Genomic DNA, 18,433 nt, shown 5'->3' on the forward strand with positions numbered 1-18,433 from the left:
CGGGGCCGGCCGCGGCGGCCGCCGCCGCGGCGGTCGCGTCGACGCCCTGGGTGCGCTGGAGCACCTTGGCCATGGCGAGGCCGCGCGCCGCCTCCACGTCGGCCGGGTTGCCGTCCACGAGCCGCTGGTACTCGGCGACCGCCAGGTCGACGTCCCCGGCGACCAGCGCGTCCTCGGCCGCCGCGTAGCGCGGGTCGCTCGCCGGCTCGCCGTCCTCGTCGGTCGCGTGACGCGGCTGGTGCCGGGCGCTGATGCCCTGCATCGTCAGCTGCTGGCCCAGCTGCTGGAAGAGCGCCTGAAGCTCCTCCCGGGTGACGACCCCGGGGATCGGCTGCATCGCCGGGCGCCCGTCGAGCAGCACGTACGTCGTCGGCACCTGCTGGACCTGCAGGGCGCTGGCGATGGTCGGCGCCGTGTCCGCGTCGACGATCGCGGCGAGGAAGCGGCCGTCGTACGCCTCGACGACCTCGCTGACGTCGCGGGCATAGGCGACGCTGGCGGGCATCCGGCTGCCGGAGGTGAAGACGAGCACCACGGGGGCCGTCATCGAGGCCTCGATCGCCGACTGGAAGGTCGACTCGTCCACCTCGACGGTGTAGGCGCCGGCCACCGGGGCGGGTCCGGCCGCGCCGGGCACGGGAGGGGTCGCGGGGGCGGCGGGCCGCTGGAGCCCGGAGAGGTCGAAGGCGCCGTGCGTCATGGCCCCGATTCTAGGGTGGCGCTCCCCGGGCTCAGCCGACGGCCGGGCGCAGCCCGGCCCGCTGCACCACGCTCTGGATGGCGTGGTCCCGGTCGTCGGGACGGGCGACGAAGCGGATGTCGCGCAGACCCTGCTCCTGCGCCGCGGACTCGAAGACGAAGTGGCCGTAGCCGAGCACCCGGCCGAGCAGCGGCTTGGTCAGCGTGATGTCGAGGATCCTGCTCAACGGCATCGTGGCGATCTGCGTCGAGAGCACGCCGTGGACGCGGAAGACCCGCATGTTGGTGATCACGAAGCGGTCGCGATGCTCGCGCAGCGCCAGGAAGCAGGCATGCGTCGCGACGGCCAGCGCGAGCAGCAGCACGATCGTCGACAGCTGGGTGGGCACGAGGAACGTGCCGACCAGCAGGACGAGGGCCAGCACGGCCTCGAGGACGGCGCGGGTGAACGCGACCCAGTGGTGACGGACCTCGTCGACGATGACCTCGCCCTGGTCGCGCAGCAGCGGGGTCGAGATGTCGGGGTCGATCAGCCGGCGCAGCACGGCACGGCCTAGAGGTCATGCAGGAAGTCGATGATCGCCGAGAAGAGCTTGCTGACGCCCTCACCCCCGGCGACGGCGGCGTCATGGGTCGTGTCGGCGAGCCCGCTGGGGTCCGTGAACAGCCAGTAGCCGACGAAGACTACGAGCAGAACGAGGGCCACCTTCTTCATGTGTCCAAGGTCTATCAGCCCCAGGATGGCCTGGACCGGAGGCGCGCCGAGGGACCGAACGGACGAGGCCGCCCGGGGAGATCCTCCCCGGGCGGCCTCGATCGGCTCCTGCGCTGTCCCGTCTCCGGACCGCGTCGAACGGCGCCTTCGCGCCTACGCGCTCGGCACGCGGATGACGAGGGCGTCGCCCTGGCCACCGCCGCCGCACAGCGCCGCCGCGCCGACGCCGCCGCCGCGGCGCTTCAGCTCCAGCGCGAGGTGGAGGGTGATGCGCGCACCCGACGCGCCGAGCGGGTGACCGATGGCGATGGCGCCACCGTTGACGTTCACCTTCTCCGGGTCGAGGCCGAGTTCCTTGGCCGACTCCAGGCCGACGGCGGCGAAGGCCTCGTTGAACTCGACGAGGTCGAGGTCGGAGACGCTCAGGCCGGCCTTCTCCAGCGCCTTGGCGGTGGCGTTGGCGGGCTGCAGCTGGAGCGAGGAGTCCGGGCCGGCGACCTGGCCGTGCGAGACGATCTCGGCGAGCCACGCGAGGCCGAGCTCCTCGGCCTTCTCCTTGCTCATCACGACGACGAACGCGGCGCCGTCGGAGATCTGGGAGGCCGAGCCGGCGGTGATCGTGCCGGTCTTGGAGAAGGCCGGCGGGAGCTTCGCGAGACCCTCGGCGGTGGTGTCGCCGCGGACGCCCTCGTCGGCGGTGACGACGATCGCGTCGCCGCGGCGCTGCGGGATGGACACCGGGACGATCTCGTCGTCGAAGACGCCGTTCTTCTGCGCGGCGGCGGCGAGCTGGTGGGAGCGGGCGGCGAACTCGTCCTGCTCCTCACGCGTCAGCGGGATCCCGCGGTCGGCGTTGATGGCCTCGGTGAGCGCACCCATCGCCTGGGTGGTGGCCTGGTCGTAGAGCGCGTCGTAGGCCATGTGGTCGACGAGCGCGGTGTCGCCGTACTTGAAGCCCTCGCGCGACTTCGGCAGCAGGTGCGGCGCCTGGGTCATCGACTCCATGCCGCCGGCGACCACGATCTCGGCGTCGCCCGCCTTGATCAGCTGGTCGGCCTGGGCGATCGCGTTGATGCCCGAGAGGCACACCTTGTTGATGGTGATCGACGGGACCGCGGCCGGGAGGCCGGCCTTGAGGCCCGCGGTGCGGGCGGGGTTCTGACCCGCGCCGGCCTGAAGGACCTGGCCGGCGATGAGGTAGTCGACCTGGTCGGGCGCGACGCCCGCCTTCTCCAGCGCGCCGGCGATGGCGACGGCACCAAGGTCGGAGGCCGCGAGGCCCTTGAAGCTGCCGAGCAGACGGCCGATCGGGGTCCGTGCCCCGCTCACGATCACGTTGGTCATGGGACGGAGGTTACCCGCCGGTAACAAGGGCGTCCAGCGTTGTGCCACGATGTGATCCATGACCGCTCCGATCGATCTTCCCGCCGAGCTCTTCGTCGCCATCGACCACACCGGCATCGCCGTTCCCGACCTCGACGAGGCCATCGCCTTCTACCAGTCGGCCTACGGGATGACCGTGTTCCACACCGAGACCAACGAGGAGCAGGGCGTGGTCGAGGCCATGGTCGGCTACCCCGGGACCGAGGTCGCCGGCGGCAACCCCAGCGCGATCCAGCTGCTCGCCCCGCTGAGCCACGACTCCACCATCGCCAGGTTCATCGACCGCAACGGACCCGGACTCCAGCAGCTCGCCCTCCGCGTCACCGACGTCGAGGCCGCGATGGAGGCCGTCAAGGCCCAGGGCCTGCGGCTGCTCTACGACGCCCCCCGGCGCGGCACGTCGAACTCCCGGATCAACTTCGTCCACCCGAAGGACGCCGGCGGCGTCCTCCTCGAGCTCGTCGAGCCGGCCCAGGGCGGGGCGCACTAGCCAAGGTTGTTACCGGCCAGTAACCTCTGCTGCCATGCAGAAGATCCTTGACGCCATCCTCGCCGGCGACACCGCCTCCGAGGACTTCGCCAACATCGAGATCCCCGACCACTACACCGCCGCGACCGTCCACAAGGACGAGGTCGACATGTTCGAGGGGGTCGCCAGCCGGGACAAGGATCCGCGCACGTCGATCCACGTCGAGGACGTCGCGCTTCCCGAGCTGGGCCCGGGTGAGGCGCTGGTCGCCGTCATGGCCAGCGCGATCAACTACAACACCGTCTGGACCTCGATCTTCGAGCCCGTCTCCACGTTCGGCTTCCTCGAGCGCTACGGCCGTCTCTCGCCGCTGACCAAGCGCCACGACCTGCCCTACCACGTCGTCGGCTCCGACCTGGCCGGCGTCGTGCTGCGCACCGGCCCGGGCGTGACCAAGTGGAAGCCCGGCCAGGAGGTCGTCGCCCACTGTCTCTCCGTCGAGCTCGAGAGCCCCGACGGCCACAACGACACGATGATGGACCCCGAGCAGCGCATCTGGGGCTTCGAGACCAACTTCGGCGGTCTCGCCGACGTCGCCCTGGTCAAGGCCAACCAGCTCCTCCCGAAGCCCGACCACCTCACCTGGGAGGAGGCCGCCTCCCCCGGCCTGGTCAACGCGACGGCGTACCGCCAGCTCGTGAGCAAGAACGGCGGCGCGATGAAGCAGGGCGACAACGTCCTCATCTGGGGCGCCTCGGGCGGTCTCGGCGGCTTCGCGACGCAGTACGCGCTCAACGGCGGCGCCAACCCGATCTGCGTCGTCTCCAACGAGGAGAAGGCCAAGATCGTCCGCTCCATGGGCGCCGAGATGGTGATCAACCGCTCCGAGGAGGACTGGAAGTTCTGGAACGAGGAGAACACCAAGCAGAACCCCAGGGAGTGGCAGCGCCTCGGCAAGAAGATCCGTGAGCTGACCGGCGGCGAGGACGTCGACATCGTCTTCGAGCACCCCGGCCGCGAGACCTTCGGCGCTAGCGTCTACGTCACCCGCAAGGGCGGCACCATCACCACGTGCGCCTCGACCACGGGCTTCATGCACGAGTTCGACAACCGCTACCTGTGGATGAACCTCAAGCGGATCGTCTCCTCGCACTTCGCGAACTACCGCGAGGCCTTCGAGGCCAACCGCCTGATCGCCCAGGGCAAGATCCACCCGACCCTCTCGCGCAGCTACAAGCTCGAGGACGTCGGCCAGGCGGCGCTGGACGTGCACAAGAACCTCCACCAGGGCAAGGTCGGCGTGCTCTGCCTGGCCCCCGAGGAGGGGCTCGGCGTGCGCGACGAGGAGTTCCGCGCCAAGCACATCGATGCGATCAACAGGTTCCGAGGCATCTGAGGGTCGTCTGACAAGATGGCCGCATGAGCGATCAGGGCCTCTCGATCTTCGACAGCGGTCAGGCCGGTCCCCCGCCGGCGCCTCCGGGCGCGGGCAGCGGGGCCGGCCTTCCGCTTGCCCGGCGGGGTGGCTACGAGCGCGACGCCGTGGACGCGGTCCTCGCGCAGCAGGGCCAGCGCGTGAACGCGCTCTCCGCCGACCTCGCCGCGGCGCGCAGGGCCATCGCCGAGCTCGAGCAGCGGCTCGCGGCGGCGACCGAGGAGCTCGCCGAGGCGAAGTCGCCGTCGTACGCCGGCCTGGGCGGCCGTGCCAGCGCCCTGCTGCGGCTCGCCGAGGAGGAGGCTGCCGAGATCCGCGCCACCGCGGAGCGCGAGGCCGCCGACGTACTCGACCAGGCGGCCAGGCACGCGAAGGAGATCCGCCTCGAGGCGACCCGCGAGCTCGACGCGCTGCGGGCCGAGCAGCACAAGGAGCTCGACGAGCACCGCTCGCGGCTGATGAGCGACGCCGACAGCGAGCGCACTCTGGCGCGCGCCGAGGCCGAGGACCTGCGCAGCGCCGCCAAGCGCGACGCCGACCAGCTCCGCCTGGCGGCCGAGCAGGAGACCACCGAGCTGCGCACGCAGGCGCAGCGCGAGGTCGAGCAGGCGCGAACCGGCGCCGACCGCGAGGTCGCCGAGGCCCGTCGCATGCTCGCCGTCGAGAAGGAGCGCCTGGCGCGCGAGGCCACCGACTTCCACTCCTCCAAGCTGGCCGAGACGCGCGCGCTGGTCGAGGACGCCGAGCGCCGGGCGGCCGACGCCGAGGACCGCGCCCGCGCCGCCAACGCGCAGGTCGCCGAGGCCCGCCAGCAGGCGCAGAGCGACTCCGAGGCCCTGCTGAGCCGTGCGCGTCGCGAGGCCGAGCAGATCCTCAGCGCCGCGCGGACCCAGGCCGAGTCGATCACGCTGTCGGGCGCCTCCGAGGCCGAGCGGGCGCTCGCCGCCGTCAAGGCGGAGGTGGTCCGGGTGACCAAGCGCCGCGACGCGATCTCGGCCCAGCTCGCCTCGCTCGGCGACATCGTGGCGGGCTTCGCCCGCGACGAGCCGGACGAGCCCGGGGCCGAGACGCCGGCCGAGAGCGCCTCCGACGGCACGTCCGAGGGCACGTCCGACGCCGAGGCGACGACCACGTGAGCGACGCTCCCGTCCCCGACCCCGACGAGTCGGACGGCACCGACAACGCCGGGATCCCCCGCGCCGCCGAGGCGGACCTCGGGACGCCCGGGCCGCGGTTCGACCGCCGGGCGCCCTACCTCGCCGGCTTCCTGGCCGCCCTCGGCGGGCTCACCGCACTCGGCCTCGGCTGGATCCTCTGGTCGATCGCCAGCGTGCTGATCGAGATCCTCGTCGCGTTCTTCATCGCGGCCGGGCTCGACCCGTCGGTGCGCTTCTTCGAGCGGCGGGGGCTGCGCCGGCCGTGGGCCGTCACGGTGGTGATCATCCTCGTGCTGGCCGCGCTCGCGCTCTTCTTCGTGGCCTTCGTCCCGGTGATCACCGAGCAGGTGACCCGGATCGGCACCAACGCGCCGACGTGGCTGGACAACCTCGAGTCCAACAAGCGCATCCAGAGCCTCGAGGACGACTACCACATCATCGAGAAGGTGAAGGAGTACATCACCGACGGCGACTTCGCCAGCAGCGTGTTCGGCGGCGCGCTCGGCGTCGGCCTCGCCGTGCTCGGCGCGCTGGTGAACGCGTTCGTCGTCTTCGTGCTGACGCTCTACTTCCTCGCCGGCCTCGACGTCACCAAGAAGGCGTTCTACCAGCTCGCCCCCGCCTCGCGGCGCGACCGGGTGAGCAAGCTGGGCGATCAGGTCATCCGCGGCATCGGCGGCTACGTCTCGGGCGCGTTCATCGTGGCCCTGTGCGCCGGTGTCTCGACCGCCGTCTTCCTCTTCGTCGTCGGCATGGGCGAGTACGCCGTCGCGCTGGCCTTCGTCGTCTTCCTGCTCGACGTCATCCCGATGATCGGCGCCACGATCGGCGCCGCGATCGTCTGCGCGATCGCGTTCGCCACCGACGTGAAGACGGGCCTGTTCTGCGTGATCTTCTACGTGATCTACCAGCAGCTGGAGAACTACGTGATCTATCCGCGGGTGATGTCGCGCTCGGTGGACATCCCCGGATCGCTCACGGTCATCGCCGCGCTGATCGGCGCCTCGCTGCTCGGGGTGGTCGGCGCGCTGCTCGCCATCCCGACCGCCGCGGCGCTGCTCCTGATCACCCGTGAGGTGTTCGTCCGACAACAGGATCTGTCGTAGCGTCCGGCCGCCCCTGGGGAGCCTCACCGAGCTTGACCGCGACGACCCCGGCCAGGATGAGCCCGCCGCCGACCAGCTGCATCGCCGTCGGGAGCTGCGCCACGAACAGCCAGGCGAAGAAGACTCCCGCGACCACCTCGAGGAGCGCGATGAAGGCGCCCAGCCGGGCGCCGAGCAGGCGCCCCGCGGCCACGCCGGTGAGGTAGGCCAGCCCGGAGGTGATCACGCCCAGGGCGAGGATCGGGAGCCACCAGGGCAGCTCCTGCCCGCGCAGCACGACGTCGTCGGTGGTCGCGGACATGGGGAGGATCCCCACGACGGCGAGGACGGCGACCGCCAGCGTGCCGACCACCAGTCCGCCGGCGGCCAGGGTGACCGGCGGGAGGCCGCTGCTGTCGTCGGCGTTGACGATGAAGTAGGTGGCGGCGCCGACCATCGCGAGCAGGGCCCATGCCGCTCCCGCGAGGTTGAGGCTCGGGCCGCCGAGCAGGTCGAGCACCAGCACGAGTCCCGCGGCCGCCAGCACCGCGCCCAGGACGGTCACCAGGCCCGGTCGCTGGCCGTGCCGCAGCCACATCCAGACCACGACGGTGGCGGGCGCGGTGTACTCGATCAGCAGCGCGGGGCCGACCTCCATCCGCTGGACCGCCATGAAGTAGCAGAACTGCGCGCCGGTCACGGCGAGCAGGCCGTAGGCCGCGAGCAGGCCTGCGTTGGCGCGCAGCAGGCGCCAGCGCCCCGCCAGGGCGCGGAGCCCGAACGGCAGGGCCACCAGCGCGCCGATCGCCGAGCGGACCAGCGTCGTGGCCCCCGGGCTCCAGCCCGCCTCGAAGAGCGCCGAGGCGAACGAGCCCGACATGCCGAAGGTGAAGGCCGAGACCACGGCGAGCAGCACGCCCGCGCCCAGACGGGACGACTCGTTCACGATCGACTCACCACCCGACTCACTCCCCGACACGTCATAGGCGATGCTGCTCATGACTCCTGACACTAGGTGGCCGTCATGTAATCTGTCAACGTGGTTTTCGCTCATGACACCGAGATGACGCTGCAGGCGGTCGTCGAGCTCGTCAACACGGCCGGGGAGCCGGACCTGCTCACCCGGGTGGAGGAGCTCGACGAGTTCTACGACCGGTGGGGCTACACCGGGAGGCATGAGCGCACCCGAGCGGAGCTCGACGACGTACGCGCCTCGCGGGAGGGGCTGCGGACGCTGCTGCTGGCCGACCGGGACGACGCCGCGGCGATGGTCAACGACATCCTGCGCGAGGCCCACGCCGTGCCGCGACTGGTGCGGCACGACCCGCTGGACTGGCACATCCACGCCGAGCCGCTGGACGCGCCCCTGGCGACGCAGATCGCGGTCGAGGCGGCGGTGGCGATGATCGACGTGATCCGCGACAACGAGTCGTCGCGGATCTCGGTCTGCGCGATCGAGGACTGCGCCTCGATCGCGCTCGACCTCTCCCGCAACCGCTCGAAGCGGTTCTGCTCGGTGACGTGCGGCAACCGCGCGGCCCAGCAGGCCTACCGCGCGCGCCGCGGCTGAGGTCCGGGTCGCGTCAGCCCTGCAGGAACCTCTCGAGGATCTCCGCGAACACCGCGGGGCGCTCGGAGTGGACCCAGTGCCCGGTGTCCTTCATCGTCACCTTGCGCACGTGGGGGAACCACCGGCGCATCGCCTCGTCGTACTCCGCGCGGACGTAGCTCGACCGGCCGCCGGCGATCCACAGCACCGGGCCCTCGTACGCCGGCAGGCCGGCCAGCCGGTCGGCGGGCCAGGACGCCAGGGCGGCTCCCTCGGCGGCCAGGACCCGCACGTTGGCCGCCCAGCGGAAGCCGGTGCCCCCCGCCGCGTCGGTGCGGTGGAGGTTCTGCAGGAGGAAGGCGCGGACGGTGTCGTCGGGGACCTCGGGGCGCAGCGCGTCCTCGACCTCGGCCCGGGAGCCGAGGGCGTCGAGCGGCACGTCCCGCAGGATCCGCGCGTAGCGCAGCACTCCCCCGGTCGTCTCGTCCTCCTCCACCGGATAGTCCACCGGCGACATGTCGGCGACGACGAGCCGCGCGACCAGCCGCGGATGCCGCAGGGCGAGCACCATGGCGACCTTGCCGCCCATGGAGTGGCCGACCAGCGTCACGGGGCGGCCGGCCCCGAGTGTCTCGGCCACGGCGTCGGCCATCTCGACGTAGTCCACGTGCTCGGTCCACGGGGAGCGGCCGTGGTTGGGCAGGTCCACCAGCGTGACCGGGTGCCCCTCGGCGGCGAGGCGCTTGCCGAGCGTGTGCCAGTTGCGGCCCTGGCCGAAGAGGCCGTGCAGGAAGACGACCGGGCCCGCCTGCCCCCCGTCCCCGAGCGTGGTCGTGTGGAGGGCGGGCACGGATCCAGGCTAGTGGGGGCTAGTGGGAGGCGAGGTGGCGCCTGGCCTCGGTCCGGTCCTCCCCGGAGTCCTCGGAGTCCTCGACGGTGAGGGGCTGCGCGATCGACTCCAGGGAGCGGCCCTCGGCCCGCACGCCGAGGAACGCCTCGACGATGCCGGCGGCGATCATCAGCGCCGCCCCGATGAAGTAGCCGATCGCGATGGCGGTGATGTCCTTGCTGTCCGAGGCGCGCTCGATCAGCCAGCCGAAGAAGAGCGGCCCGCTGATCCCGCCGATCGCCGTGCCCAGCGCGTAGAAGAAGGCGATGCACAGCGCGCGGGTCTCCATCGGGAAGACCTCGCTCGCGGTGAGGTAGGCGGCCGAGGCGCCGGCGGAGGCGAAGAAGAAGACGATCGCGCCCATGAGCGTGAGGCCGACGGCGTCGAACCTGCCGAGGAAGACGCCCGCCGCGGCGAGCAGCACACCGGAGAGCACGTAGGTGAAGGTGATCATCCGCACCCGGCCGATGCGGTCGAAGAGCGGGCTCAGCAGCAGTGCCCCGAGGAAGTTGCTGACCGCGAAGGCGGCGAGATACCACCCGGTCTGGTCGACGTCGAGGAAGGTGGTCAGGGTGTCGCCGTACGTGAAGAAGAAGGCGTTGTAGAGGAACGCCTGGCCGGCGAAGAGCGAGAGGCAGAGGATCGTCCGCTGGGGATAGAGCGTGATCACCGTGCGCGCGATGAGCCCGACGCCGATCGAGCGGCGCTGGCGGACCGTGATGCTCTCCTCGGGCTCGGCGAGGCGGTCGCCGGTCTCGTCGACGACGGTGCGCTCGATGTCGCGGACGATCGACTCGGCCTCGTCCTCACGACCGTGGATGAAGAGCCAGCGCGGGCTCTCGGGCACGTGCCGCCGCACGACGAGGATGCCGACGGCGAGGACCGCGCCCAGCGCGAAGGCGAGGCGCCAGCCCCAGGCGGCGTCGATGACGTTGGGGTCGAGCAGCGGGATGGTCAGGAGCGATCCGGCCGCGGCGCCGACCCAGAAGGAGCCGTTGATCGCCACGTCGACCCGGCCCCGGTAGGCCGCCGGGATCAGCTCGTCGATGGCCGAGTTGATCGCGGCGTACTCGCCGCCGATGCCCGCGCCGGTGAGGAAGCGGGCGATGAAGTACCACCAGGGCGCCGGGGCGAAGGCCGTGAGGACCGTCGCGACCGTGTAGACCGCGAGCGTCACGAGGAACAGGCGCTTGCGACCGAGGCGGTCGGTGAGCTGGCCGAAGAGGAGCGCGCCGAGGCACGCTCCGGCCACGTAGACCGCTCCGGCGAGCCCGACGTCGAAGTTGGACATCCCGAGGCCGGTGTCGCTCGGCTTGAGCGCGCTGGACATCGAGCCGACGATCGTCACCTCGAGGCCGTCGAGGATCCAGACCGCCCCGAGGCCGATGACGACCAGCCAGTGCCAGCGCGCCCACGGGAGCCGGTCCAGCCGTGCTGGGATGTCGGTGGCGATCTTCCCGATCTCGACGCTCATGACCGGGGAACTACCCGGCCGTCATCGGCCGCATACCTCAGCTGTAGTCGTGGAAGCCCTTCTTGGTCTTCCGGCCGAGCTCGCCGGCCTCCACCTTCGCGACCAGCGTCGGCGCCGGCGCCCAGCCCTTGTGGCCGAACGCGCCGTAGAGCGTGCGCTGGATGGCGAGCGACACGTCGTTGCCGACGAGATCCAGCAGCTCGAACGGGCCCAGCGGGAGTCCGGTCGCCTTCTGCGCGTCGTCGATCTCCGCCAGCGAGTAGCCGCCGGCCTCGGAGAGCTTCACCGCGTCGTTGAGGTAGGGGAAGAGCAGGGCGTTGACGATGAACCCGGCGCGGTCGCCCGCGGAGATCGGGTGCTTGCCCACGGAGCGGGCGAACGCCTTCGCGGTCTCGGTGGTGTCGGCGCCGGTGGTCCCGGCCGAGACGACCTCGACGAGCTTGAGCACGGTGGCGGGGTTGAAGAAGTGCAGGCCGACCACCTTGTCGGGGCGCCCGGTCTGCGCGGCCAGCTCGGCGATCGAGAGCGAGGAGGTGTTGGTGGCCAGGATGGCGCCCGGCTTGGCGATCTGGTCGAGCTCGGCGAAGAGCGCCTTCTTCAGCTCGAGGTCCTCGGCGATGGCCTCGATGACGATGTCGGCGTCGCCCAGGGCGGTGCGCTCGGTGCTGCCGGTGATCCGGTCGAGGACGTTGCTCTTGTCGTCCTCGGTGGCGCGACCCTTCTCGATGAGGCGGTCGTAGTTCTTGGTGACGAAGGCGGTGATGGCGTCGAGCTTGTCCTGGCCGCGTCCGACCACCACGACGTCGTACCCGGCGGCGGCGCTGACCTGGATGATGCCGGAGGCGAGCGTGCCGGTGCCGACGACGCCGACCACCGTGATCTCCTGCTTGAACTCCGGCGCCGCCTCGTCCTCGGCCGGGGCGGAGGCCAGCGACGCGAGCACCGGGCTCGGGACGTGCAGCGGGTCGCCGGTCTTCGCGTGCAGCTCGGTGAGGCCGTCGATGACGACCTGCGGGCCGAGCTCGCCGATGAGCGCGATCGGGCCCACGGGGTAGTTGGCGCCGAGCTTGAGCCCCGCGTCGATGTCGGCCGCCGTGGCGTACGACGTCTCGAGGAAGCCGGCGGCGTTGTTGAGGTAGGGGAACAGCAGCGTGCGGGCGATCTCGCCGGCAGGGCCGTCGGCGGTGATGGCGGTCACGATCTCAGAGCTCATGGGGCGCCATTGTGCCGACCGGGGAGGCCGCTGGCTACCCGCGGGTAACATTTGAACGAGACAACTTCCGTGTGCTCTGTCATAGGGTTCTGCACCGTGCGACTTGTGGTGGCGACGTGTCAGGTGGACTACGCGGGGCGACTCACCGCCCATCTGCCGATGGCGACCCGGGTGCTGATGCTCAAGGCGGACGGCTCGGTCCTCATCCACTCCGACGGCGGCTCCTACAAGCCGCTCAACTGGATGTCGCCGCCGTGCACCTTCCGCGAGGGCTCCCTCGAGGACGGCCGGGTCGAGTGGACCGTCGAGGCGAAGGCGCCGAAGGGAGCCACCCCGGACCAGCTCCGGATCCTCATCCAGGAGGTCCACCACGACTCCTCCCACGAGCTCGGCGTCGACCCCGGCCTGCGGAAGGACGGGGTCGAGAAGCATCTCCAGGAGCTGCTGGCCGAGCACCCCGGCACCATCGAGCCCCACCTCACGCTCGTACGCCGCGAGTTCATGACCGCGATCGGGCCGGTGGACCTGATGTGCCGCGACGCGGCCGGGATCTCGGTGGCCGTCGAGATCAAGCGACGCGGCGAGATCGACGGCGTCGAGCAGCTCACCCGCTATCTCGAGCTGCTCAACCGCGACCCGCTGCTCACCGCCAAGGGCCCCGTGCGCGGCATCTTCGCCGCCCAGGAGATCAAGCCGCAGGCCCGGGTGCTCGCCTCCGACCGCGGCATCGCCTGCGCCCTGGTGGACTACGACGCCCTCCGCGGCCTCGACGACCCCACCGAGCGCCTCTTCTAGCGTCGCCATGGACGCCCGCGAGCCCCTGCCGCCGCCACCGGAGCGGGCGCCGGACCTCGACGAGGACTTCTCGGCCGGCCTCAGCCCGGCCCGCTGGGTGCCGCACTACCTCCCGCAGTGGACCACGCCGGAGCGGTCGGCGGCGCGCTACCGCCTGCGCCCGGACGGGATCGAGCTGCGGATCGAGGCGGACCAGCCCGACTGGCGCCCGGAGGACGCACCGCTGCGGGTGTCCAACCTGCAGACCGGCGTGTACGGCGGACCCGTCGGCTCCGGCCGCGGGACCCATCGCCACCGCGAGGACGGGCTGACTGTGCGGACCGAGACGCCGACGCGGCTGCTCTTCGCGCCCTCGCGCGGGCGCGTCGACCTCACCGTCAGCGCGTCCACGGACGAGGGCTGCATGCTCGCGGCGTGGCTGATCGGCACCGAGCACCGCGGCGGGGAGGACTCCGGGGAGATCTGCGTCTTCGAGATCGACGCGGCCGCGATCGGGGAGCCGACCACCTGCCGGGTGGGGATCAAGGCCCACCACGATCCCCGGCTGAGGACCGACATGGCCGAGGTGCGCGTGCCGTTCCCCGCCTCACGGCCGCACGCCTGGACCGTCGTCTGGGGCGCGGGCGAGACCGTCATCGGCTGCGACGGCGCCGTCGTACGACGTCTGGCCCAGGCGCCGGACTACCCGCTCTTCCTCATGCTGGACCTCTTCGAGACGGCGCCGCCCGCGGGTGAGTACCCGAAGTCCGCCGTGATCCACGCGGTGCGCGCCTGGAGCGGCGCGGGCGATCCGGGCCGGCCGCTGCCCTAGGGTTCCCCCGTGCAGGTCTTCCACATCGCCACGGTCGTCGACTGGGCGGCGGCGCAGGTCTCGGGCGGCTACACGACGTCGACGATCGGGCGGACGCTCGAGGAGGAGGGCTTCCTCCACACCTCCCGCGGCGACCAGTGGGAGGCCGTGCGGGACCGCTACTACCGGGGCGTGACGACGCCGCTGGTCCTGCTCGTCATCGACACCGACCGGCTGACGTCGCCGTGGCGGGAGGACCCGGTCGGGGACGACACCTATCCGCACGTCTACGGCCCGCTCAACCCGGACGCGGTCGTCGCGACCGTGCCCCTGTCGCCGCTGCCGCTCGCGGAGTCCGCCCCGGCGGCGGCCGCCACGACGCGCACGCAGCCCGAGGGCACGTTCGCCCAGGCGTTCCTCGGCGAGATGTTCTTCCGGTTCGGGCTGGCGCTGCTCGTGCTGGGGCTGACGTTCGGCGTGGCGAGCGGCATGGGCGCGCTCGACGACGGCCTGGCGTTCCCCGGCGCCATGGTCGGACTGATCGCCGGCCTCGTGCTGGCGTGGCTGATCAACCTCGGCAGGAAGCCGAGCTGAGAGCCCGTCCCGACGGGCCCCGAGCCCTACGCGCCGGCGATCTTGGGGGCGGTGGCGTCGGAGTCGCCGCCGGAGCCCTCCCGGGCGACGTACTCCTCGATCTGCTCCACGTCGTCCCTGTTGCGGGTGACGACGGCGAGCAGGTCGGACATCGAGGCGACCTCCTCGACCTGCTCCTTGATGAACCAGCTCATGAACTGCTCGGAGGCGAAGTCGATCTCCTCGCGGGCGATGCGGTAGAGGTCGTTGATCTGCTGCGTCACCCGCTTCTCCTGGTCGAGGGCGAGGGCGACCGGGGCGACGACGTCCTCGAAGGAGGAGATCGCGGCCGGGACGGCGCCGACGTCGACGGGCTGGTCGGTGTCGAGGAGGTACTGCACCATCATCAGCGCGTGGTCGCGCTCCTCGGAGGCCTGCCGGTAGAAGAACGCGGCCATCTGCGGCAGCACGAGCGCGTCGTAGTAGATCGCGCACGCCAGATACTGGTTGTGCGAGGCGAGCTCGTTGGCGATCTGGGTGTTCAGCTGCTGGGCGAAGCGTTCGGCGACCATGGCCGCAACCCTAGTGCCGTCCGGGCCGACGCGACTATGCCGCCTTCTTCAGCTGCTTCTTGCTGACCGGCTTGCCGTCGCGGGTCGTCACGAGCTTGCGCCGCTTGACCGTCATGCCGTCGGGAAGGGTGCCCTCCTTGAGCATGCGCAGCGGGCAGCGGCCGCACCTGCTCTTGGACTCGCAGCACTTCGTCTTCGGCAGCTTCTGCGCCTTCGACGACTTCGCGCCCTTGGACTTCTTCCCCACGTCCCCAGCCTACGGCACGAGGTAAGGCTTGCCTGAAACGTACGCCGTGCGGCAGCTCAGCCGAGGTCGTCGGTCCCGCTCGCAGGGTTGCTCGCTGGGCCGCTCGCACGGTTGCTCGCGGGGTCGAACGCGCGCTGGGCGAGGTCGAAGCCGCCGTGACGCTCCACCTCCGCCGACGCGCCCCCGGCCTCGTGCAGGGCGACCACGCCGCGGCGGCCCCATTCGGTCCGCACCCAGCGCTCGAAGAAGTACGCCTCTCGCGCGCCCTGCTCGTCGTCGGGGCCCTTGCGGATCCTGGCGGCGACGGCCTCGCGGAGATCGTCCAGACCGACGCCCGTCTTGGCGCTGGTGCGGAAGATCGGGGTCTCCTCCGCGTCGAAGGGCCGCGCGAGCCACAGGCTCGAGCGCAGCTGGCGGTAGCCGACCTCGGAGCCGGGCACGTCCCACTTGTTGAGCACGAAGGCGTCGGGGATCTCGATGATGCCGGCCTTCAGGAACTGCACCTGGTCGCCGCCGTGGGGCGCGATCACCAGGTAGACGTACTCGGCGAGCCGGCGGATGTCCCCCTCGCTCTGCCCGATGCCGACCGTCTCGACGATGACCGACCGGAACAGGCGGGTCAGCAATCGGATGACCTGGAACGTGGACGGGCTCAGCCCGCCGAGCTCGGTGTCGGAGGCCTCGCTGCGGAAGTAGAGACGGTGGTCCGCGGCGCCGACCTGGAGCCGGGTGCGGTCCCCGAGCAGCGCCCCGCCGGAGACCTGGGAGGACGGATCGACGGCGAGGACCGCGACCGAGAGGTCGGGGTCGCTCTCGATCAGGTCGACCGCGATCCGGCCCACGAGCGAGGACTTCCCGCTTCCCGGCGTACCCGTGATGCCGATGACGGGGGCGACCGGCGCCTGACGCTCGTCGAGGAGCGCGATCACGCGCGCCCGGCTCGCCGCGGCGTCCGGCCGGCGGTCCTGGAAGATCGAGACCAGGCGCGCGACGGAGTGCGGGTGCAGGTCGAGCGCGCCCTCGACCAGCTCCTCGAGATCAGCCGGCGGCATCGATGACGTCGACCATCGACTCCATGATGTCGATCAGGTCGTAGTCGGACGGGGTGAAGACGCGCTTGACGCCCAGCTGCTCGAGAGCGTCGAAGTCGTCCTTGGGGATGATGCCTCCCACCACGAGACTGATCCGATCGTGAGCGCCGGCGTCCTTCAGGCCCTCGCGGATCTGGCGCGCGAGCTCGACGTGCGAGCCCGACAGCACGGACGCGCCGATCAGGTCGGCGTCCTCCTCCACGGCCGAGCGGACGATCTCCTCCGCCGAGAGCCGGATGCCGGAGTAGATGACGTCGAATCCGACGTGGCGGGCCGACACCGCGATCACCTCGGCGCCGTTGGAGTGGCCGTCCAGTCCGGGCTTGCCGACCACGATGCGCGGGCGGTGGCCGAGCTTGTCCGCGAGGACGTTGATCCGCTCGCGGAGCCGCTCGACGCGATCGACCGCGAGGCCGAGCTTCTGGCCGTCGACGCCGGTGGCCGGGCGGTACTCGCCGAAGACGCTGCGCAGCGCGCCGGCCCACTCACCGGTGGTGACGCGCGCGAGGGCGCACTCGATCGACGGCTCCATCATGGACTCGCCGCTGCGCGCGGCCTCCTTGAGCGCCTCCAGCGCTCGCTCGACCCGCTCGGGGTCGCGGCTCCTGCGGGTCCGCTCGAGGTTCTCCAGCGTCTCGCTGGCGTCGCCGCCGACCTTGAAGATGCCGCCGTCCTCGCCCGCGAGGAGCGGCGAGGGCAGGCCATCGGTCCACTTGTTGACGCCGACGACGATCTGCTCGCCGTTGTTGATCGCGGACATCCGCTCGCCCATCGACCGCACGAGGGCAGACTTCATGTAGCCGGACTCGATGGCCGGGGCCACGCCGCCCATCGCCATGATCGTCTCGATCTCGGCGAGCGCGTCGCGCTTCAGCTCGTCGACCTTGGACCGCACGACGACGGACCCCTCGAAGATGTCGGGGTACTCGAGCAGGTCGGTCTCGTACGCCAGGATCTGCTGCAGGCGCAGGGCCCACTGCTGGTCCCAGGGCCGGGGCAGCGAGAGCGCCTCGTTCCAGGCCGGCAGCTGGACGGCACGGGCCCGCGCGTCACGGCTCAGCGTGACGCCGAGCGTCTCGATCAGGATGCGCCAGGCGTTGTTCTCGGGCTGGGCCTCGGTCAGGCCGAGGGAGTTGACCTGCACGCCGTACCGGAAGCGGCGGAACTTGGGGTCCTTGACGTCGTAGCGCTCGGTGGTGAACTCCTCCCACATCTCGTTGAAGGCGCGCATCTTGCACATCTCCTCGACGAACCGGATGCCGGCGTTCACGAAGAAGCTGATCCGCCCGACCGCGCGGTCGAACTGCTCGTCGGTGAAGCGGCCGCGCTCCTTGAGCAGGTCGAGCAGCGAGAGCGCGTTGGCGAGCGCGAACGCCAGCTCCTGCGTGGGCGTCGCGCCGGCCTCCTGCAGGTGGTAGGAGCAGATGTTCGACGCGTTCCACTTCGGCATCTCCTCGAGGCAGAACTCGTACATCTCGGCGATGATCCGCAGGGACTCCGCGGGCGGGAAGATGTACGTGCCGCGGGCGAGGTACTCCTTGATCAGGTCGTTCTGGGTCGTCCCGTTGAGCAGCTTGGTGTCGACGCCGCGCTCGCGGGCGAGGGCGACGTAGAGCGAGAGGAGCCACATCGCGGTGCCGTTGATGGTCATCGAGGTGTTCATCTGCTCGATCGGGATCTGGTCGAAGAGGATCTCGAAGTCGTCGAGGCTGTTGATCGGCACGCCGACCTTGCCGACCTCCGGCCGGGCGATGTCCTCGTCGGAGTCGTAGCCGCACTGCGTGGCGAGGTCGAACGCGATCGACAGCCCGGTCTGGCCGCGGGAGAGGTTGGAGCGGTAGAGCTCGTTGCTCGCCTTCGCGCTCGAGTGGCCCGCGTAGGTCCGGATGATCCACGGCTTGTCGCGCACGACGTCGCCCTCGGCGTCGTAGAGGTGGTGCGCCAGCCGGTCGTTGTCAGCCATGGGGTCACCCTAACGCGCTTGTTACCGACGGGTAATGCCTATCCCCCGGGCCGTGCCCCGGGGCGTCTCCCCGTGGCGGCGAGAAGCCGCGCGTGGACGGCGTGCAGTGCGGCGATCTGGTCGACCGGATGCTCCACGCCCTCGGCCAGGGGCCGGCGGCGATGGACCCAGCGGTGGTGCGAGCGCCACGTGGGCTCGACGAGGGCGACCTCGGTCAGCGCGTGCTCGAACGCACGGCGCGCGCTGTCGACGTCGGCATCCGTGGAGGCGGGGTCGCGGAGCGCGTCGCGCCACGCGGCGGCCGCCAGCCGGGCATCGCCGTGCCGGCGCCGCC

21 protein-coding genes are annotated in these 18,433 nt (G+C 71.3%); 8 read left to right on the plus strand and 13 right to left on the minus strand.

Annotated features, from left to right (window positions below):
* The 4 genes from QM572_RS13385 to QM572_RS13400 form a co-directional block, all read right to left on the minus strand.
* The coding region (locus QM572_RS13385; RefSeq protein ID WP_415093914.1) for a co-chaperone YbbN at nt 1-700 on the minus strand (700 nt) is incomplete at its 3' end.
* A 31-nt stretch (nt 701-731) separates the two neighbouring features.
* Nucleotides 732-1,244: a PH domain-containing protein gene (locus QM572_RS13390; protein WP_415093916.1), complete on the minus strand. Its 513-nt coding sequence runs from the start codon at nt 1,242-1,244 to the stop codon at nt 732-734.
* An 8-nt stretch (nt 1,245-1,252) separates the two neighbouring features.
* Nucleotides 1,253-1,414 carry a hypothetical protein gene (locus QM572_RS13395; RefSeq protein WP_415093918.1) on the minus strand — a complete coding sequence of 54 codons (162 nt, stop codon included), beginning with the start codon at nt 1,412-1,414 and terminating at the stop codon, nt 1,253-1,255.
* 153 nt (nt 1,415-1,567) lie between these two features.
* Nucleotides 1,568-2,758, minus strand: a complete 1,191-nt coding sequence (locus tag QM572_RS13400) for an acetyl-CoA C-acetyltransferase (RefSeq protein WP_415093920.1) — start codon at nt 2,756-2,758, stop codon at nt 1,568-1,570.
* A gap of 58 nt (nt 2,759-2,816) precedes the next feature.
* Here QM572_RS13400 and mce point away from each other — a divergent pair, with 58 nt between their 5' ends.
* From mce to QM572_RS13420, 4 genes are read left to right on the plus strand one after another with little or no spacing between them, the layout of a single operon-like run.
* Nucleotides 2,817-3,287 (plus strand): methylmalonyl-CoA epimerase, encoded by a 471-nt coding sequence (mce, locus tag QM572_RS13405; RefSeq protein ID WP_415093922.1) that lies wholly within the window; start codon nt 2,817-2,819, stop codon nt 3,285-3,287.
* 34 nt (nt 3,288-3,321) lie between these two features.
* On the plus strand, nt 3,322-4,662 hold the full coding sequence (gene ccrA, locus QM572_RS13410) for a crotonyl-CoA carboxylase/reductase (RefSeq protein WP_415093924.1): 1,341 nt from the start codon (nt 3,322-3,324) through the stop codon (nt 4,660-4,662).
* A gap of 23 nt (nt 4,663-4,685) precedes the next feature.
* Nucleotides 4,686-5,837, plus strand: coding sequence for a hypothetical protein (locus QM572_RS13415; protein WP_415093926.1), 1,152 nt, complete (start codon nt 4,686-4,688; stop codon nt 5,835-5,837).
* Nucleotides 5,834-6,964: an AI-2E family transporter gene (locus QM572_RS13420; RefSeq protein WP_415093928.1), complete on the plus strand. Its 1,131-nt coding sequence runs from the start codon at nt 5,834-5,836 to the stop codon at nt 6,962-6,964. Before QM572_RS13415 ends, QM572_RS13420 begins: the two co-directional genes overlap by 4 nt.
* Here QM572_RS13420 and QM572_RS13425 read toward each other — a convergent pair.
* The gene (locus tag QM572_RS13425) at nt 6,924-7,943 is read right to left on the minus strand and encodes an EamA family transporter (RefSeq protein ID WP_415093930.1); all 1,020 of its coding nucleotides are present in this window, start codon (nt 7,941-7,943) and stop codon (nt 6,924-6,926) included. The two genes, QM572_RS13420 and QM572_RS13425, sit on opposite strands and share 41 nt — an antisense overlap.
* A gap of 39 nt (nt 7,944-7,982) precedes the next feature.
* Between QM572_RS13425 and QM572_RS13430 the strand changes: the two genes are divergently transcribed.
* On the plus strand, nt 7,983-8,513 hold the full coding sequence (locus tag QM572_RS13430; protein ID WP_415093932.1) for a CGNR zinc finger domain-containing protein: 531 nt from the start codon (nt 7,983-7,985) through the stop codon (nt 8,511-8,513).
* A gap of 13 nt (nt 8,514-8,526) precedes the next feature.
* Here the strand turns inward: QM572_RS13430 and QM572_RS13435 are convergent, their stop codons facing one another.
* From QM572_RS13435 to QM572_RS13445, 3 genes are read right to left on the minus strand one after another with little or no spacing between them, the layout of a single operon-like run.
* On the minus strand, nt 8,527-9,342 hold the full coding sequence (locus tag QM572_RS13435) for an alpha/beta fold hydrolase (RefSeq protein ID WP_415093934.1): 816 nt from the start codon (nt 9,340-9,342) through the stop codon (nt 8,527-8,529).
* A 19-nt stretch (nt 9,343-9,361) separates the two neighbouring features.
* Nucleotides 9,362-10,855 (minus strand): MFS transporter, encoded by a 1,494-nt coding sequence (locus QM572_RS13440; protein WP_415093936.1) that lies wholly within the window; start codon nt 10,853-10,855, stop codon nt 9,362-9,364.
* Between the two features lie 37 nt (nt 10,856-10,892).
* The gene (locus QM572_RS13445; protein WP_415093938.1) at nt 10,893-12,068 is read right to left on the minus strand and encodes a 3-hydroxyacyl-CoA dehydrogenase NAD-binding domain-containing protein; all 1,176 of its coding nucleotides are present in this window, start codon (nt 12,066-12,068) and stop codon (nt 10,893-10,895) included.
* Between the two features lie 96 nt (nt 12,069-12,164).
* Between QM572_RS13445 and nucS the strand changes: the two genes are divergently transcribed.
* Genes nucS through QM572_RS13460 form a run of 3 tightly spaced genes read left to right on the plus strand, consistent with a single transcriptional unit; the run spans nt 12,165 to nt 14,247 of the window.
* Nucleotides 12,165-12,863 carry an endonuclease NucS gene (nucS, locus tag QM572_RS13450; protein ID WP_415093940.1) on the plus strand — a complete coding sequence of 233 codons (699 nt, stop codon included), beginning with the start codon at nt 12,165-12,167 and terminating at the stop codon, nt 12,861-12,863.
* Between the two features lie 7 nt (nt 12,864-12,870).
* On the plus strand, nt 12,871-13,674 hold the full coding sequence (locus tag QM572_RS13455) for a hypothetical protein (protein ID WP_415093942.1): 804 nt from the start codon (nt 12,871-12,873) through the stop codon (nt 13,672-13,674).
* 9 nt (nt 13,675-13,683) lie between these two features.
* Nucleotides 13,684-14,247: a DUF952 domain-containing protein gene (locus QM572_RS13460; RefSeq protein WP_415093944.1), complete on the plus strand. Its 564-nt coding sequence runs from the start codon at nt 13,684-13,686 to the stop codon at nt 14,245-14,247.
* A gap of 26 nt (nt 14,248-14,273) precedes the next feature.
* Here the strand turns inward: QM572_RS13460 and QM572_RS13465 are convergent, their stop codons facing one another.
* The 5 genes from QM572_RS13465 to QM572_RS13485 all read right to left on the minus strand — a co-directional run.
* Complete coding sequence (locus QM572_RS13465) at nt 14,274-14,798, minus strand: ferritin (RefSeq protein ID WP_415093946.1); 525 nt, start codon at nt 14,796-14,798, stop codon at nt 14,274-14,276.
* A gap of 34 nt (nt 14,799-14,832) precedes the next feature.
* On the minus strand, nt 14,833-15,045 hold the full coding sequence (locus QM572_RS13470) for a hypothetical protein (protein WP_415093948.1): 213 nt from the start codon (nt 15,043-15,045) through the stop codon (nt 14,833-14,835).
* Between the two features lie 56 nt (nt 15,046-15,101).
* A complete protein-coding gene (locus tag QM572_RS13475) occupies nt 15,102-16,097 on the minus strand; it encodes a methylmalonyl Co-A mutase-associated GTPase MeaB (protein WP_415093950.1) in 996 nt (331 codons plus the stop codon).
* Complete coding sequence (locus tag QM572_RS13480) at nt 16,084-18,099, minus strand: methylmalonyl-CoA mutase family protein (RefSeq protein WP_415093952.1); 2,016 nt, start codon at nt 18,097-18,099, stop codon at nt 16,084-16,086. Before QM572_RS13480 ends, QM572_RS13475 begins: the two co-directional genes overlap by 14 nt.
* Nucleotides 18,100-18,137: 38 nt before the next feature.
* A partial coding sequence (locus tag QM572_RS13485) for a hypothetical protein (RefSeq protein WP_415093953.1) occupies nt 18,138-18,433 on the minus strand: 296 nt, incomplete at its 5' end.

This window comes from Nocardioides sp., assembly GCF_047607365.1.
Classification (GTDB): Bacteria; Actinomycetota; Actinomycetes; order Propionibacteriales; family Nocardioidaceae; genus Nocardioides.